Origin of the sequence: Rhodoplanes sp. P11 (assembly GCF_964266735.1) — a bacterium.
In the GTDB taxonomy this organism is placed as follows: Bacteria; Pseudomonadota; Alphaproteobacteria; order Rhizobiales; family Xanthobacteraceae; genus Rhodoplanes; species Rhodoplanes serenus.
Genome location: NZ_CAXWGY010000012.1, coordinates 255329 through 271648 on the forward strand (window position 1 = coordinate 255329; position 16320 = coordinate 271648).

Genomic DNA, 16320 nt, shown 5'->3' on the forward strand with positions numbered 1-16320 from the left:
CGAAAGCCTCTCTCCCGGCCTCCAACCCGTCACGAAAATTCCCTCGGCCCTCTTCCTCTCGCGGCGGCGAATGCGAAGACCGAGGGGTGAAGGAGGAAGGAACCGCAGCCCGTGCGCTACAGACACCGGCATCCGGTCAGCCCTTGGGACGGGGACGCTCCGCCACGGCGGCCAGGACATCGTCGAGCAGTCCCTCGGCCGCCCGCAGCGCCCGTTCGGGCGAGATCGGCGCCGGGTTGCGCTTCGCCAGCTCGCGGATGCGATGACAGCGATAGTAGGGCGACAAGATCCGCGTCAGCATCCGCACCTCCGGGTGGCGCCGATGCAATCCGAGCCGTTCCGCGGCGGCCAATGCCTTGACCAGATCGTGCCGGACCTCATGGCGGCACCGGTCATCGTTCCACCCCCGGAAATGCAGGTAGGATTTCAGCGACAGTTCGACGGCGCATCCGATGAGATGAAAAAGGACCTCGCGCGAATGGGAATCGCCCGCCGCACGCAGGCGATGCGCCCCGGCGAGGAACTCAGCCGCATTGTCGAAGAGATATTTCCCTCGCCAGCGTGTCGATGGCTTGCGCGCCCGCGCGGATGCATCACCGGCCGCGGGGGATGACGCAGCCTTCTGCCGGTGGCCTCGCCGGCGCGATGGAGACGGCGCGCGCATCAGGCTGCCTCCCGCTCGTCGGCGTCGGCGGGCACTGGAGCAGGCCGCCCATCTTCGGGCACAAACTTTAGCAGCCAGTCGGCCGCCTTGCTGGCCTGCGACGCCGCACGGACGATGGCGCGATTGTCCTCGCGCAGGACCTCGGCCCAGGAGCCGATGTAGTCGGCGTGGCGCACGGTCGGCACGATGCCGAGCGCAGCACAGCAAAATGCCGCTGAAATCTCGGCTATCATCTCCTCGAAGGCGTACTTCTTCGTGCCAAAGGAACCGGAAAGATCGCGATTCAGGCGATGCGGCGCCCCGCTGGCATGGGAGCATTCGTGCAGGGCCGTCCGATGCCAGTTGATGGGCTCGAAGAAGGCCTGGGGCGGCGGGACCATCACATAATCGTGCGCCGGCACATAGAAAGCACGGTTACCTCCGATACGGAAATCGATCCCGCTCGCCTTGATCAGCGCCTCCACCTTCGGCTCGATCAGGCCGGGTTCGGGCGGCGGCGCGACAATGGCGAGGTCGTCGGGCAGGCCCTCGCATTGCGACAGGTTGAAAACCGTGAAGCGCTTCAGGAACGGGATCGCCTGGGCTTCTTCGCCGGTCTCCCGCGACCGCTTCTTCTCGTCGTCGGGAATGAATCGATCAGCATAGACAACCGTCGTTCCGCGCTCACCTTTACGCACATTCCCGCCGAGAGAGAGGGCCTGACGGAAAGTCAGCCAGCTCTGGCCGGGGAAGCCACGCTCGATCACAGCACCCCAGAGGATCAGCACATTGATGCCGGAATAAGCTCGGCTGGTGGCGGCGTTTTTCGGCATGGCGAGCGGCGCTTTCGCCGCTGCCGTGCCCCAGGGCTGGATCCAGGGTAGCCGGCCGGCCTCCAGCTCGGCGAGGATCTTTCCGGTGATTTCGTCATAGAGGCTCGTCCGGTCGGAGCCGGAACGGGCGCGAACAGCATGTCTGGACATCGCAGGTCTCCGCGACGGGCGCCGGAGGCCTCTCCTCCAGCCCTCAACCCGTCACGGCAAACCCGGTCCGCACTCTCACTCTCGCCCGTTCAAAGGCGTAGAGACGCAGAAACGTATTCGCGGCATTTACGACTTGCCCCTATTCTCGCGTCAGGGATGGAAGCCCGGAGGGGGAAGACCCGCTTGTCGGGGCTTCAGCTTTGCCGACAGCCCGGCCCGAAGGGCGACGTCCACCCCCTCATGGTGGGGCGCTCGACGAGGCAAACGGAATTGTCTTCGCAGCTTGAACCGACTATCCGGATCAATCCGGCGGATCGGTCGGGATCGTGTCGGTCGGTGTTCCGCAAACTCTGCAGATGATGATGAACAGCCACATTGTCATTCAAGTCATGCTTTGCGTGCTGTCCTGCGAGCCGGCGGAAATCCGGGTCTGGGACGGAGATTCTATACGGCTGGGGCTGACCAGCCGGGCGGAGTCCGTGCGCATTTTCAACATCGACGCTCCTGAGATCGACGGTCAATGCACTTACGAATCCGAACTGGCCCAGCAGGCGAAGCATAGGCTCGCCGAGATCATGGAAGGTAGGCGCGTCGAGCTGTTCCGGCAGGGGAACGATCGATACGGCCGCACGCTTGCGGTGATTCAGGTCGACGGCGCGGACGTCGGCGACCAACTGGTTCGAGAAGGTCTCGCCCGGACATGGAGCGGCAGGCGAGAGGCGTGGTGTTAGCTCCTCAATAGGCTGCCGCAAGGCTGCCGCAGCAGCCGGACCCCTTGCGATCGATTGCCAGTTTCATGTCAATGATGGCTCGCTCGACGCAGGTCGGATCCGACGGGGCAAAGTTGATCGTCGTAATCTTGCCATTCAGCACTTCAGCAACTGTCGGACGGCAACTGCATTTCGCGCTGAAGATCATCTAGTCCCTTGATTGTGAAACTCATGGGTTTCCTGCCCGCGAAACGTTGCGACCGCCTTTCTGTCCGGAGTACTGTGCCAGATTCGCTGCATCGATGTTTGCGGCGGGCGCTTTCGTTACAAGACCTGCAGCGCGCAGGCTGGCATCGGCCCCGGCGTAGCCGACCTTTAGCAACAGTTCGATTTCGGAAGGAGAAAAGGGATTGAGGCGGGTCCGCAGGCGGGCTGCCAGCAATGCGGCGTCGTCCGGAAGCGAAACCGCATCCTCGAGGCCGTAGGCGCTGATCGGGGTCTCGATGCTCCAGAAGGCAACATGACGCTGTTTGAGATTGTGAACGCCAAAGAGCAGGCGCTTGCGGGAGTTTTCCGCCTGCTGCTGGACGATGTTAAGGACCCGATAGACTTGGCCGAACCAACGGCCCGTCGGTGAGCCAAGTTCAGGCATGGTGGCGCCGGCATTGCTGACCAGAACGGTGCGGCAGCGGCGCCAGATGCGTTCCAGACCGAGATTGTCGTACACGCCGCCGTCGGTCAGCACGGCCTGCTGCGTGAAAGGTGCCTTGTGTAGATCGGCCCCGTCCATCGGTTTGACGCTGCCGCTCTCAAAGTTGAGCCGGACGGGCGATAGGAACGGCGGAAACGCGGACGATGCAGCAATGACGCAGGATAGAGCCAGACGCGGATGGTCGATCCGACCGACGCGGTGATCAGCGGCGTAGTCCTTGGCAAACCTCCATCCGCTTCCGGTCTGAAGATTGGTTGCCATGAACGTGAAGCGCGGCTTATCGGGGAGGTCCTGCAGGGTCGCTCCACCGAACAGGTGGCGGTCATAGGCTTTGGCCACTTCGCCTGCTGCGGTGAAGCTTGGAAGGAGACCCAGAAGAATCGCCTTCACATCGACGCCGACGGTCGCAAAGCGGGCGATCGGACCGATGACCTGTTCATCCAGGTTCATCGCGCGACCATTCGCGTCAAAGTTCAGCCGGGACCATGCCGTGCCGAGTACGCCTGCCGTGATGGAGCCGCCCGAGACGCTCGCGATCTCACGCAGGCGCGGCAGGAAGCCGAACTCATTGAGCCGCACCAACGCGCCCGCGTGATAGAGCATGGCACGGTAGCCGCCGCCGGACAGGCACAGACCGATGACATCCTCGACTTTGCCTCCGGTCAGAAAATCGTTGCGTCCGGCCTGGGCCTCGAAAAGGCCCTGAAGATCACTACGCTGTGGTGTCGCCGGAGCATCCGCTCCTGTCACGACGCGCCTCCAGCATCCGTGAGACCTGCACCGCTGACGGCAAACGTAAAATGCCCATCCTGCGCCGCAATCGCCATGAGCCCCGGCAGACCTTCGTTCTCCAGTTCCTGCCCGAGCCAGAGAAGCTGGACGATGTCGGTGCTGCTGGGCATGGCTGACGCGCGGTCGGGGTGCGAATGCCATTCCCCGACATAGCGAAGTTGATACAAGGTCGCGGCAACCGCCGCGCTGACCTGTCCGGCTAGATCGGCGACGCCGCGTTCAAATCCGGTTTGCGAGGCGCGGCTGTCCTCCGGGGCCGGGAGCGCGTGTGCGATGTGGACCGATTGACGGCTCATATCCGCGATTCCCAGGAGAACCCCGCCCGTTTCATTCGGCAGCTTCGCGTGCCGCATGGTGGCAAGACGATCAAGGAGGTCTGCGTCATAGGAGACGGTCCATGCACCGAAGGAGACACGGGTGACTGCCGCGCCCTTTCGCTGAACACGCTGGACTTCCCCCGTGGTGGACAGAGTCCAGATGGTGATGGCGGCACCATCGTCCGCCAGCGCTGACGCGATACCCTTGGCCGCGAGCGCGCTCAGGATGGCGGCATTGCTTGCCGGAATGCGGTTGGTCAGAGCTCGGCAGGATCCGGTGTAGCGCACGCCGGGACCGTCTGTGCCGAGATGTCTCGCCAGAGACGGCTCCGTCAGTATGAACCGGTGATACTGTGCCTCCAGATCGCGCAGGGTGAGCGCGCGGTCAGCGCTTTCGGCGAGAAGGACGACTGCGGTTCCGGCGGGATTGAAGAAAGCGCAGACGCGGCGCGCCGTCACATCCGGCAGATCGGACAAGTGCCGGGAGACCGCAACGGACGCGGAAGCATCAATGATAATATCGGCGTCCTTCAGTGCGGCCGCGAACTTGGGCGCAGCCTGGTCATCCGGCTTCAGCACGTTGCAGGCAATGGCCGCCACAGGTTCGCCGAGGAGCCCCGAAAGCCGGTGTGCGAGCGCGGCGGCCTTTGGTGCGCCGATATCTGTGGCAAATAGGGCGTGGCGCACGAGATTGTGCGGCAGGAGATGATCCTCATCGATGATCGTCCATTCAAACGCGCCCTCGCGCGCGAGATCGGCAGAGAGCTGAGAGCCGAGAGAACCTGCACCGATCAGGACCGCACGACGGCGGTCGGGCCCTGCGTGACCCGCAACGGCTGCGGCGAGATCGCGGTTCAGCGCGAAATGCACCTGAGCCGGCTCGATGCGTGACGGGTCGGAGCTGGCTGCTCCTTCCGGAAAGGCCAGCATGTAGCCGCGCTTATCACCGACGCCGGTATTGTTGGCATAGAGCACGCCGAGCGCGACCCCGATGTCCCCGGCGGTGTCGTAGGTCAGGAACGCGCGGACGTCATTGACGCCGGGCCGCTCTCCGACAGCGATCGGAAAGGCGACCACAATGGCGAGCCGCGTTGAAAGGCGGCGCACATGGTCCGGACCAAGGCCTTTCCATGTCTTCAGGCGCGATTTCAGTTGGTCAATGAGGCGGATGCCGTGCGGCTCAAGCTCGGCAGCAAGTGCCGTGAGCGTGTCCGGCGCATGACGAAGCCGGGCCATGGCCTGCGGCTCGGCCTGAAACGCCAGCACCGTGAAGGCTGGGGGATGAGGATCATTCGGCACGGCGGGGCGCGAGATGATAAGGTTCTCGTTGTCGGGCCGTATCATGCCCGCTAGTTCGATAGGCTCCTGTCCTTCGACCAGCGCGGCGGCAGGAAGTATCAGGCCGATTTGCGAGCTGAAGAACAACGGATCGGGTGGTTGCGCCGGGTCGTGCAATTCGCCCCGCGCTGCCCTGGCGAGCCAAAGCTGAATACGACGCGCGATGTCCTGGGCGGACACAGTCAGTCGGGCTTCAGCCCATGGGCGGTCATCTATGCACAGGGCACAAGGGCCGCCCGGCGGCGACCAGTTCTGATGCAGCGTATCGGGGAAGTCCGGACGCAGCGATACAACGCTGAACGGACCCTCGGTGAAGGGGAATACGACGGCAACGGGTTCAACGGCCTTGATCGGGTAGGCCAGGTCCTGTGGACGTTCGACATCGACATCCAAGGCTACTGCGGCGTGGCCGCTTTCGGATGACTGTCGCAGGCCAGCAAGGGTGATACCGGGCAGCGATCCCTGCACGGCGAGGGACGCCAGTTCTCTTGAGAGAACCGGCGTCAGTTCACCGATGTCGGCGACTTCAGCACCGAAGCTGGTCCACCACGCGTGCAAGGTCATGCGCTAGCCCGCCCGCGCCGGGGTCGAGATCACGCTGGCCGCACCGACCGTTGCCGACACCGACAGCAGCGTCGCGCCCCGCTCGGTGATTTCGATGGTCGAGGGCTTGGGCTTGCTTGATGAGGGCAGGTCCATCGTGACCTTGAAGGCTCCGTCCTTCATATTGGCCACACGCTTGTAGTAGTTGGCCGCTTCTCGGTGCGGCGGCTGCACATCTTTGTCTTCAGCGCTGCCCTTCACCGGGATCGACTTGCTGGTGGACATCATCGTGCAGCGCGGCTGACCCTGTGCTTCGTACAGCCATTTCACGTCGGGGGTGGGCTTGGTCTCGTCCTCACCTTTCTCGGGGCCAATTGACAGGTACGAGCAGTGATGCGGGATCTTGAAGATATCCCAGCGCAGCCGATCTTCCCGCTTGTGACGCCTTGTGGTCTGCACGATTTGATCGATGGAATCGTAGTTGATGTCGGACATGAACAGCGCGTGAGTTTCACGCGAACCTTCAAGGAAGGTCGCCTGGAACACGACGCTGTCCTGGTTGCGGTCGACGATTCCGTTATCATCCTGCCGCCAGCCGAACGGGCTGTGGATGAAGAACTGCACCCGCTCCGGCCCGGCAGTCGAGAACCCCGGCACGAGCTGCCCTGCATCGGTGATAAGATGCGCGCGCGATTCCAAGGTCAGGCCGTTCTTCTCCAGCCACTCCTTCAGTTTCGCGGGTCGGGAGAACACGCGGATGCCGTTGCCCTCCTTGAGGCGGTAGCGGGCCTCCTGCCGGATGATGCGCGCGCTGTCCTGGCAACCTTCTTCGAGGATGGCGGCAGCAGGGACCCACAATTCCCGGATTTTGATGCGGCCTTCACCCTGATACTTGGCGGCATGGTCAAGCCAGAAGAAATCCCCGGACCCGCAGCAATGATCGTCGTCGAGGTGGGTAAACAGCACGACATCGTAGTAGTCGCGCTTGGCAGCGCGCAGGTCAGACTTCAATTCGGTCGGCAGATCGATGCGCCGATCCCATGGGTCTTCGGGGTTGCGCATGTCGGCATAATCCACAAGCAGCTTTCGGCCGTCGGCAAGATCGAAGCGCGTGCAGTCGGCATTGCCGAGCGGATGAAATGTGAGTTTAGCGGTCATGGGGTCCTTCTTCCTGCTCTGCCCTTGCGGGCGTTGTGATGCGCCGCCTGGGCTTGCGCTTGTGCGGCTCGGTTGTGTTTGGCATTTGCATCGTCCTCCCTTTCGATCTCGTTCAATGAATCTGTTTAACGGCTCTCAAAAAAATTACCCGACAGGGCAGTAGACAAATTCGACGCCGCCAGTGTCGGCGGCGCTTTCGCGCCTGAGAAGAAAGCCCTGTTCCCAGAGTTGCTTGAACTTCATGCTGGCATTCGCGATCGAGAGGTTCCTTTGCGCCGCAAATTCTGCCGCGCGTGTCTGCGGACGGCTCATCGCGAACTGAAACGCCTCACGCGTGCCTTCACTCGGCTGAAGGCCAATCAGTGTTGCGTTCTTTCCCTGCCACACCAGCACTGGCTGTTCCTTCTTTTCGCCTGCCGCATCGATATTCTCGATCATGTCGGGATCAGTCAGATCGACTAGGCAGAACCCCTTGGTACGGCGAAATCGCCGGGCCAGTTCGATGATGGTTTCGGACGCGAAGGATATGTCCACGCGCTTTACATCCTTCATCGATACGCGGAAGACGACCGTGCCGGCGTGGTCTTCCACAAAGCCGAGCAGACGCTGATAGACTTCTCGTCCCTGGCTGCGCCCCCATCCTTCAGGGCGGTCCATGTATGAAATCAGGGGAAGCACCCGCGTCGTCACCTCGTTCATCGGGTTCATTTAATCAGATTCGGGTGAGACGTCAAGCACCCAGCCCAAAGGCAAAGGCAATATGTGTGCCCCACAGCAGCGGCAGGCCTTCGTAGCAATAGGCGCGGTTTGGTTCATAAGCGCCACGGGCTGGCTTTAGCAGGACGCGCTGGTTTGGAAGGCGCACGTCCAGCGACGCATCGAATTTGATCGCTTTGGCAGCGCAGCCCTTCAACCCGCAACCCCGGTCGGCCCCATGACGGGAAAGCCCTTGGCGGAAGACCTCCACAAGCAGGTCCGTATCCGAGAGCTGTGCCAGCTTGGGGAACTCGGTGCGCAAGGACGGTCGCAGCGTCTGCATGATGCCTAGGCCGCTGTCGGAGACGGCCACAGAAAGACGGTTGCCGCCCGAGTAAACTTGAAGAGCCGCATAGCCGTCCAGTTGCGTGGCACTGTGCGAGAAAATGTTGTCGATAAGTTCGGCGAAGATCGTCCAGGTGGCGCCTTTGAGTTCCTCCACGTCTAGACGGCTGCTGCATGCATAGGAAATGGCGTCGCTCAAGCGGGTCGGTAACTCCTCGTCGCGCTCATCCTTGTTGATTCGGGCGATCTCGACCAACATGCTGTTACCGCCCCGATGAAGGCGCGCCCCGGAATAGAACGGCCTTGAAGGCAGGATTTCGACATCGGTTGAGAGGTGATCGAAGAAGCCCATCCGGTTCAGGTAGCCCATGGTTCCGGATTCGCCCTCTTCGAAATTCAGGCGCACGCGGCGTGTCGTGTAGGCGAGCTGGTTGGCAAGTGAAAGCAGACGGATCGCGCCATCGACCATGATCTTGCAACCGACAGGAAACGCGAAAACGACCTCTGTCGTGTTGTTGTTGTGTGGTCCGCACGAATCCCGCAGCGCCGCTTCAAATCGTGAGGCATTGATCCAGTTTGCGGGGAAACTCACCGTGCAGAGCATACAACACCTTTCGCGAGTCACATGATCGAAAGATCGCCTGCTGCCAGATTAGGCTGGTCCCTTCGGTAGAAATATATACGGCCAACGTTGTTCAAAAAGGGCTGTCGGTCTTTCGAGCTGGAGCTGAAGGAAACAGGCTCACTAGGCACCTGAGGTCTGCTGTCGGGCGTCAATGACCATTGTTGGAGCCGAGGGCGCGACGGTGATCACGGCGCCCGCGGTCATCAGCACGATCAGCCCGCGCTCGGCGCCGGTCATGTCGAGATAGGCGCGAACTTGCGAGCGATAGTGATCGAGCGTCTGCGGATCGGGGTTCACGTCGCTCTTCCAGTCGACGACGACGCCGGGGCGACCCTCGGCAGTCAAGGTCAGCGCGTCCGCGATGCCAGCGGTCGCGGTCTCCTCGCCATCATCCGCGCGGGCGGCGTAAACGGGAAACTCGGCTAGCAGTGCCGGGCGCAATGCCGCGATCTCGGGCAGAGCCAGGGTCCGCATGACACAGCCCGCCAGTTCCTCGGCCGAAAGACCTGTCGCCGGATCGGCAACCGGCGAACGGCCGAGCGCCCGAATGAGCACGTTGGCGCGTTCGGTGAGGGCCGGCGTGACCGCATCGGTTTCTCCGGTCAGGACTTCCTCCATGAGCTTATGGAGGATCAGCCCGCGCTCGCGGCCGCCCTGGACCGCGACTGCCGCTTCAAGTTCACGCGGCTGGTCATCGCCCGAGCCCATCCAGATTCCGGCCTCTTCCTCCTGGAGCAGGGCGCCGGACGTGCTCTCGTCGCGGCTCGGCGCCAGCCAGGTGAGGCGCGTCTGCCGGGCGGCGATGGCCGCAGCCTCGGCCGCGAAGGTGTCGCGCGTCTGGGTATTGCCCGCGCCAGCGCCGGCGACTGCCTCCCCGAGCGGCAGATGCGAGACATCGAGGCCGGGCAGATCGGCAAGCGACAGATCGACGAGACCAATCCAGGCCGATCTCGAGGGCGTTGTATCGAGCCGGGGCAGAACGAGGAGCTCGCGGGCACGCGTCGCCGCGACATACCAGAGCCGGATGCGTTCGCAATCCAACTCGTCCTTTTCCGCCTGGCGCGCGGTCTCATACCCCTCAGGCGCGACGCCGAGAACCGGGCAATAGAACGTGTCGGTCTGACGGTCGATCACCGCGCTGTCGGGCGCCATGACGCCCGTCATGGTGTTGACGGGGATGACGATTGGCCATTCGAGGCCCTTGGCCGCGTGCATGGTGAAGAGCGCGACGGCTTCTTCCTGCGCGTCGGGCCGGCCTTCCACGGCGCGCGCCTCGTCGGTCCAGGCTGCGGTCATCGCTTCGGCGAGGGCGCGAAGCCCGCGCACGGCGTAGCCCGTCGACAGGCTCAGATAGAGATCGACATTGGCGAGCGCGCGTTCGGCCTGACCGCGATGGCGCTCGAGAAGGATGGGACGAACCCGCATCACGTCTACGGCCTGCGAGAGAAGCTCGTGCGGCGTCGTGCTGTTGCTGCGGCGGTAGAGCGTCTGCAGCTTTTCGATGATCTCGCGTGCGAGCGGATGAGCGACGGTGGTGGGATCGACGCCGAGATCGAGACGGGGAATCCTATCAGGCTGTTCCTCGGAGCGCGGCAGCGTCCAAACGATATCCAGGAGCTCCTCTTCGGTGAGGCCGACCAGCGGGCCGCGCAGCAGCGCGCCGAGCGCCAGCGTATCGCGCCGGTCGGCGAGAACGCGGGTCAGCGCGATTAGGTCCTGGACCTCCTGGCGGCGGAACAGCCCCTTGCCGGCCTGTGTCGCCACCGGAATGCCGCGACGCTCCAGCGCCTCCTCATAGCGCCACAGTTCGGCGCCGGTCGGCGCCAGCAAGGCAATGTCGCCCGGCTGGCAAAGTCGTTCCGCACCACTGCGCCGGTCGATGATGGGCTGGCTGCCGATCAAGCGCGCGCACAGTTCGGCCACGGCGTCGGCTTCGGCGTCGCGCTGCTGCTCGGCGCTGGCCTTGCCGTTTTCGTCGGCAACAGCGATGTCGAGCGCCGCGACGCACAGGCCGTCGCCCGGGTCGTCGTGGAACGGGTCGAGGGCCGTGAATCCGGGTTGGCCATCCGCCGACAGCACGGTCTCGAAGCGCTCGTTGACGAAAGTGAGGATCGACGCGCAGGAGCGGAAATTGGTGGAGATCGACAGCAGGCTGTCGGGATCCTGAGCGTGAAAGGCCTCGCGCGCCTGCACATAGGCGCTGACGTCGGCGCCGCGGAAGCGATAGATCGCCTGCTTGGGGTCGCCGACCAGGAAAAGCGCGCCCGGCCGGATCAGGAACCGGGTCCAGTCAGGATCGCCATCGACCGGATCGCCGCACAGCCGCCAGAAGATTTCGGTTTGCAGGGGATCGGTGTCCTGGAACTCATCAACCAGGACGCGCGCAAAGCGCTGTCCGAGTGCGCGGCGGACATCATCATGGTCGCACAGCAGATCGCGCGCGGCAAAGACTAGATCATCGAAGTCGAGCTGGGCGCTCGCGCGCTTGTGGTCGCGATAGCGCTGCAGGATCGGACGCGCCTCCTCGATCAGCGCCGCCAGAACCTGGCTGGCCGCCGCCTGAAGAAGCGAAGTCCAGGCATCGCAGCAGGCGGTGTAGTGGCCTTCGGCGGCGATGTTCAGCCGCTCGCCATCTGCCTTGGAGAGGCCCGCGTGCTTCGCCGCCTCGGTCCATTTGCCCTTCTTGCGATAGGAAGCGAAGGTGCCTGCCTTGGTGCAAAGGTCCGGGTGCGGACGCGAGGTCAGAAGCCCAACCAAGCCCGAGGGTGTCGTGGGATCGGGACCGGCCGCGAGCGCGGTCGCCATCTCGGCCAGCCGCTCGACGATCACGACAGTTTCCGGCTCGGTCGCCGCCGCTCCACTCATGAAGGCCGCGAAATCCGCTGTCGCCTGCCGGAACGCCGCCAGATGACCGTCGAGCGGGGAGACGGGCGGCGCCGCGAGGGTGCGGCGGCGCCGCATATTCTCGGCGATCTTATGGACGAGCGCCACGGTTTCACCGGGGCTGTGCAACACCATTTCGGCAAGGATGCCGCCTTGGTCGCCGGACAGACGCTCCCGCAGCCAGCCATCGACGATCTCAAGGAAGGTGAGATCGGCTTGATTGCGGTCCATGACGCCGGCGCCGGGATCGATGTCGGCTTCGGCTGGGTAGGGCTTGATCAGGCGCTGGCAGAAGCCGTGAATGGTCGAGCAGGTGATTTCGTCGATCGCGGCGCTCGCGGTCGCGAGATTGTCGCGCTGCGCCTGCGACAGGCCTTCGGGCAGCGCCACGCGCAGCTCGGTCGCGACGTCGCCGGCCGAGAGGTCGGCGACAATTTCGCGGACGCGCGAGAGAAGCTCGCTGGCCGCCAGCTCGGTGAAGGTGACGGCGGCGATGGCCCGCGGAGCGACGCCCTCGGCGAGCATGACGGCGATGCGTCCGGCCATGACGGCGGTCTTGCCAGAGCCCGCACCGGCTTCGACGAGGATCGACCGATCATGGAGGCTGATCGCGTCGCGGCGCGCGCCGTCATCCTTGAGGGCCTTTGACACGCTGCTCATCATTCCGCCTCCCAGATTTGAGCGACTTGACCGAGCCGTTCGGTCGCAGCCGGCAGCTTGCGTTTGCAGTAAGTGGCGCTGGCGTTCGCCGGCAGGGCGAAGGCGAGGTCGTCATAGTCGCCGCCCGTGTCGGGGCCTGGCAGTGCGGCGCCGCCGGCGAAACTGATCCTGGCCGCACTCAAATAGCCGGTGATCTCAGCGAGCACCGCCTCGGGATCGTCGAGCTGGAGGTCGACCTGTTCGCGCGGGAACAGCAGTGAGGCGCTGATCGCGATGTCATCGCCCAGCAGCGCCTTCACCGCGAAGGCGTAGAGGCAGCGCTGAAGCTCCCGTCCGCCGTTCAGCCGGATCGCGGCCCGGGGAGCCCGGCCCGTCTTGTAGTCGCGAACGAGCGCGCGCTTGCCGTCGCCCGCGATGTCGAGCCGGTCGATATAGCCGGCGATATTGAACCCGGTATCGGGGATCGTGACTGGTACGCCAGGATCCCACGGGGTCGCCGCGTCCGACTTGGGCTCGGCCCCGCCGAAGGGCACCTCGCCATAGGAGCGGGCACCCGGCAGATGCGCATCGCCATATGCAAGAGCCCGGCCTGCCAACAGCCGGGCATCATCCAGGGTGCGCCCCCAGATGACGGCCGGCGGGACCGCGCGTTCGCTCTCCCAATCGGCGGCGACAACCCCTGCGGCCCGGTCCACAGCCGCCGTGACCTTTTCGGCGTCGGCGGATGCCAATCCACCGGCGCTTTCCAGGTCGTGCAAAGCGCGGTCGAGAACCACGTGAACCAGATCGCCGACGCCTAGCGCATCGAGCACGAGCGGCTCGGCGCTGCTTTCGGGCACGCGCCAGCCAAAGGCATAGACCCAGGTGAAGCTCAGCGGATTGCGCAGCAGACGCCGGAGCGAGCTGGCCGACTGGGTGCGGGCCAGGATTGCCAGAATGAGCGGATGATCGGGCCGGATGAGCCCGTCATGCGCCGTGATCTCGGTGCGCCGCCAGTCGCGCCAGCAGCCTTGCGCGCTGACCGCCTGCGGATCGGCGCTGAACTCCTGCGGCCGGGCCATGAGGCGGTCGGTTTCGCTGAAGGCGTGGGCCGGCACGGCGTTGCGGCGGAGATAGACCTCCTCGCCATGCCCGGCGAGCAGCGGGCTGCGTCCCAGCAGGCGCCCGTCGCTGTCGCGCCGGGCGCGCGAGAGGACGACTTCGCCGTCCGTGGTCGCCAGGATCGTCTCGAAATCGCGGCGATCGGCGAGGCTCACCGGCAGCGGGTCGAGCTCGGCGGTCGGGATGATATGGTCCGGGATCAGCCGGTCTTCGGCGATTCCGCGCGGCCAGCGCGAGGAGTTGAGGCCGATCAGCCGCACGAAGCGGCGCGGCGAGGCCGCGAGCGCACTGGCCGGCATCCAGGCGACGGACACGCACGCCTCCAGCCCGTCGTCCTGCTTCAGGGTTTCGAGGGTGGCGTCGATCGAGGCCGCCGGCCCGGCGAGAAGGGCCTTGCGCCAGATGGCGAGCGCGCGGCCAGTGAGGAAGGCCTCACCGATCTCGGGCGCTGTGTCCGGCCCCTTGTCGAGCAGGTCGATGGCTGCGCGCAAGGCCGGGGTGTGATCAGCGCCATCCGGCCAGTCCTCGGACTTCAATCGCCCCAGCAAGCGGTTCCAGGCGTTCGGCGTCGACATCGGCGCATCGGCCGGCAGGACGCGCAGCCAGCCTTCGGGAAGCGACTCAAACGGCGCGGAGTCCCGACACAGGGCGGCGAGGCGGCGGAGCCGGGACTGCGACAGGCCGCGAACCGCGATATCGGCCAGCGCGGCGGCCGCCTGGCCTTCACGGGTGGTGACGGCCCTGACGCCATGGACGAAGTGCAGGTCGATATTGGCGTCCGCGCGCAGGGCGAGAAAGTGATCGTCATAGTCGGCGGGCGAGGCAGTGGCGATCGCGATGTCAGACGGCGCCGCCCGCCCGGAGGCGAGGAGCGACCGCGCCCAGCGCATGGCCTCGATGGCTTCGTGATAGGCCGTCGCGGCGCTGACCGCGCTGACCTCCGGGGTTTCCGAGGGTGCGCGCAACACCGCGACACCGGTGCCTTCCAGCCAGGCTGGCGCCGGCCGCGGCCCGGCCGTCCATTGCACGGGAATATGCGCGGTGAGCGCCTCAAGGAGCGGCCGCCAGATGGGCGAGAGCTCGGTGAGGCCGGCGATCTCCATGGGGCCGAGAACGGCGGGCGCATGGGCGATACGGCTGGTCGCGGCGGCGACGATGTCGATGGGCCGGATCACGCCGGCGGGAAGCTGCGCCAGGACTGCCGCCTCCAACCGCGCGATGGCCTCGAGTCGCGGATGCTCGTCCGCGCGCGCCGCAAGGTTGATACCGGCGCGCCAGGCCTTGTGCAGGGTGTCCGCGGCCGCATCAATCATGCCGGGCAGCGACTTGATGCCTTCGAGCTCGCCCATCGGCGTCGTTGTCAGCACGGCCTGGATCGCCGCGCGCAGGCTTTCGTCATCGATCGGCCGGACAAAACCTCCGGCCAGCCGCACCGCCGCCTGCTCGAAGGACATGACCTGCAGGCCGTGGCGGCCGGCGCGCGCCGCCGCCAGGCGGCGTTCCCGCATGGCGAGGCGGCCGTGAACCACGAGGGTGGATCGACTCGCGACGGACATGGCCGCTTTCCTTTCCGGGGGGGTTACTTCTTGTTCGGACGCTGGGTGAGCGCCGATGCGGCTGCTGTCTTTGCGGCCTTACTGCTCTTGGGATTCCGCAGCACCTTGGCGGCAGCGCTCGCCGCCCGCTTGCTGGTGACTTCGCCCTTTGAACCACGTTTCGGCATCGTCTTGCCCCCGTGAAATTCGCGCCGATCACCATTGACTGGCGCGGTAGATGGGAATAATAATTACACGGATCGCGTCGGTATGTCCATATACTTTTTATCCCCATCGACGCACGGAGACGAAAAGCAATGTTGGAAGGCGCCGCGGCGTTGAAATGGGGCGTGGAGCGCCGGCTCGAGTTCATCGAGTTCCGGCTGTTCTGGGAGGGCGGCGTCAACCGCTCCGACATCATCGAGATGTTCGACGTGTCCGTGCCCCAGGCGTCGAAGGACCTGACGCTCTATCAGGAGCGCGCGCCTCAGAATGCCATTTATGATAAGAGTGCCAAGCGTTACGTCGCCAGCGATAAGTTTACGCCCTGCTTCCTGAAGCCCGACCCCCATGGCTATCTCAATCAGCTTCGCTCGATCGCTGACGGCATTCTTGATCCTTCCCATGCATGGCTCGGTCATCTTCCGTCATTCGGCGTCGCCCCAAGCCCTGCTCGGGGTATTAGGGCCGAAGTGCTGAGGTCGGTACTATCGGCGATACGCCAGCACGCGGCAGTGGAGATCCGGTATCAATCGCTGTCGAGTTCTAAACCCAGATGGCGCTGGATATCTCCGCACGCACTCGGTTTTGACGGTTTTCGATGGCATGCTCGCGCGTTTTGTGGTGCCGATCGGAGCTTCAAGGATTTCCTCCTGTCTCGCATCTTAGAGACGCGGGCCTCGAAACCCTGCGAAGCTGACGCAAGCGAAGACAAGGATTGGCAACAAGAGATCACGCTGGAGATTGGACCACACCCCGGGCTTTCTGATACGCAGAAGAAGGTTATCGCGCTCGACTACGGCATGCGTGACGGGAAAGCGCATGTAAGGGTTCGTAAGGCTCTTCTTTATTACACGCTGAAGCGCTTGGGCTTGGATGTTGATCCAAGCACACGTGCCCCACAAGACCAACAGATCGTCCTTCTGGCGTCGCCGACGTCTGCTGAAGGTCAATCGCGAAATGCTGAAGGAGCCGTCTGATGCCCGACTCGAATCTGAAACAGGAGCTTAGGCGGCGATTGTTCAAAGGGATATTTGTTAATATTGCCCATGAAGTGAAT

12 protein-coding genes are annotated in these 16320 nt (G+C 64.3%); 2 read left to right on the forward strand and 10 right to left on the reverse strand.

Translation table 11 applies throughout. From position 1 onward, the window contains the following. Nucleotides 1-136 precede the first annotated feature (136 nt). The gene (locus tag ACFQUV_RS10465) at nucleotides 137-664 is read right to left on the reverse strand and encodes a hypothetical protein (protein ID WP_107394286.1); all 528 of its coding nucleotides are present in this window, start codon (nucleotides 662-664) and stop codon (nucleotides 137-139) included. Then, nucleotides 664-1626 (reverse strand): ArdC family protein, encoded by a 963-nt coding sequence (locus ACFQUV_RS10470; protein WP_107394287.1) that lies wholly within the window; start codon nucleotides 1624-1626, stop codon nucleotides 664-666. Before ACFQUV_RS10470 ends, ACFQUV_RS10465 begins: the two co-directional genes overlap by 1 nt. Nucleotides 1627-1952: 326 nt before the next feature. On the opposite strand from ACFQUV_RS10470, the gene ACFQUV_RS10475 reads away from it, so the two are divergent. After that, on the forward strand, nucleotides 1953-2357 hold the full coding sequence (locus ACFQUV_RS10475; protein ID WP_244601600.1) for a thermonuclease family protein: 405 nt from the start codon (nucleotides 1953-1955) through the stop codon (nucleotides 2355-2357). Between the two features lie 4 nt (nucleotides 2358-2361). On the opposite strand, the gene ACFQUV_RS10480 is transcribed toward ACFQUV_RS10475, so the two are convergent. From ACFQUV_RS10480 to ACFQUV_RS10515, 8 genes are all read right to left on the reverse strand, one after another. Then, on the reverse strand, nucleotides 2362-2544 hold the full coding sequence (locus ACFQUV_RS10480) for a hypothetical protein (RefSeq protein ID WP_129609364.1): 183 nt from the start codon (nucleotides 2542-2544) through the stop codon (nucleotides 2362-2364). 21 nt (nucleotides 2545-2565) lie between these two features. Next, nucleotides 2566-3798, reverse strand: coding sequence for a patatin-like phospholipase family protein (locus ACFQUV_RS10485; RefSeq protein ID WP_129609363.1), 1233 nt, complete (start codon nucleotides 3796-3798; stop codon nucleotides 2566-2568). Further along, nucleotides 3795-6059, reverse strand: a complete 2265-nt coding sequence (locus ACFQUV_RS10490) for a ThiF family adenylyltransferase (protein ID WP_129609362.1) — start codon at nucleotides 6057-6059, stop codon at nucleotides 3795-3797. The genes ACFQUV_RS10485 and ACFQUV_RS10490 overlap by 4 nt, the downstream gene beginning before the upstream one ends. A 3-nt stretch (nucleotides 6060-6062) precedes the next feature. Then, nucleotides 6063-7196 carry a hypothetical protein gene (locus ACFQUV_RS10495; protein WP_107394290.1) on the reverse strand — a complete coding sequence of 378 codons (1134 nt, stop codon included), beginning with the start codon at nucleotides 7194-7196 and terminating at the stop codon, nucleotides 6063-6065. Nucleotides 7197-7340: 144 nt separating this feature from the next. Next, complete coding sequence (locus ACFQUV_RS10500) at nucleotides 7341-7904, reverse strand: hypothetical protein (protein ID WP_107394291.1); 564 nt, start codon at nucleotides 7902-7904, stop codon at nucleotides 7341-7343. Between the two features lie 22 nt (nucleotides 7905-7926). Beyond that, nucleotides 7927-8841, reverse strand: coding sequence for a sensor histidine kinase (locus ACFQUV_RS10505; RefSeq protein WP_129609361.1), 915 nt, complete (start codon nucleotides 8839-8841; stop codon nucleotides 7927-7929). A gap of 141 nt (nucleotides 8842-8982) precedes the next feature. Continuing rightward, the gene (locus ACFQUV_RS10510) at nucleotides 8983-12405 is read right to left on the reverse strand and encodes an exodeoxyribonuclease V subunit beta (protein ID WP_129609397.1); all 3423 of its coding nucleotides are present in this window, start codon (nucleotides 12403-12405) and stop codon (nucleotides 8983-8985) included. Beyond that, complete coding sequence (locus ACFQUV_RS10515; RefSeq protein WP_129609360.1) at nucleotides 12405-15062, reverse strand: PD-(D/E)XK nuclease family protein; 2658 nt, start codon at nucleotides 15060-15062, stop codon at nucleotides 12405-12407. The genes ACFQUV_RS10510 and ACFQUV_RS10515 overlap by 1 nt, the downstream gene beginning before the upstream one ends. 296 nt (nucleotides 15063-15358) lie before the next feature. Here ACFQUV_RS10515 and ACFQUV_RS10520 point away from each other — a divergent pair, with 296 nt between their 5' ends. After that, nucleotides 15359-16240, forward strand: coding sequence for a WYL domain-containing protein (locus ACFQUV_RS10520; RefSeq protein WP_107394295.1), 882 nt, complete (start codon nucleotides 15359-15361; stop codon nucleotides 16238-16240). Nucleotides 16241-16320 lie beyond the last annotated feature (80 nt).